1 protein-coding gene is annotated in these 1,006 nt (G+C 63.3%); it reads right to left on the bottom strand.

The annotated features are described in order from the left end of the window. Nucleotides 1–926: transposase (locus CT676_RS43760; RefSeq protein ID WP_135217366.1), on the bottom strand; the 926-nt coding region annotated here is incomplete at its 3' end. Between the last annotated feature and the right edge of the window lie 80 nt (nucleotides 927–1,006).

The raw sequence follows: 1,006 nt of genomic DNA, 5'->3' as shown, positions 1-1,006 counted from the left end.
TTCAGGTAGGGCTTCCTGTCGCGCATCATGGCGTTGAGGACCGTCAGCAGCTTCCTGGCGACGGCAATGAGGGCGAGTTTGGCTGGTTTGCCGGCCTGTCGCAATCGTGCGTAAAAGACCTTGAACGGATCGGCCCGGCGGACCGCGTTGAGAGCAGCCATGTAAAGGGCATCACGCACGCGCTTTCGGCCCCCGGCGATCTTACGTTTGCCGCGGTAAGCCCCGCTGTCGACGTTGAAGGGAGCCAGGCCGGCCAGCGCTGCCACCTGCTTCGGTCCCACTTTTCCGAGTTCCGGCATCTGCGCGATCAGCTGCATGCAGGTTACGGGACCCACGCCAGGAAGTGAGCGTATCAACTGCGCATCGCCCGAGATCTCCGGCTCGGTCTTGATCAGTGTGCTGATGTCGGCCTCGATCTCGGCGATCTCGCCGTCGAGGACCTCGATGAGACGGCCGATACGATCGGCCATGGCACGGTCGTCGGCCTCGCTGCGCCGGTTCTTCTCCTGCGCACGCATGAGGACCAGCTGATCCCGCCGTTTTGCAAGCCTAGCCAAGGCATTGCGGGCGGGATTGGCAATTTGCTCGGTGGCCGGCTTCAGGGCCCGCGCAAAGGCTGCCAGCATCCGCGCATCGATCGGGTCGGTCTTGGCGAGCTGGCCGCTGGCGCGCGCAAAGTCACGAGCCCGGGCCGGGTTGATCCGCGCGAAGCGGATACCGGCCTGACCCAGCGCCTCGCGAAGTTCGAGATCATAGACACCCGTTGCCTCGAAGACGACCAGCACGTCACATCGCCAACGCGCCACGATCTGTGTGATGGCCTGCGGCGCGTTGGCGATGCGCTCCGGCACGCCCAAGCCCTCATCGAAGATATCGAGATGTTGTTTGGAGACGTCGATTCCGACGTAACGAAGGGGTATGATCACGGTGCCTGTCCCTGTGATGCGAGGTCTGTTGCCGCAGCCTCGTGCAACTGTTCAGGTTGATAGATGGAACGGGCGGGAGA

It is taken from the genome of Bradyrhizobium sp. MOS001 (assembly GCF_004634465.1).
Taxonomy (GTDB): Bacteria; Pseudomonadota; Alphaproteobacteria; order Rhizobiales; family Xanthobacteraceae; genus Bradyrhizobium; species Bradyrhizobium barranii.
Note: the sequence above shows the minus strand (reverse complement) of the source record. Positions and strands in the feature narration are given on the sequence as shown.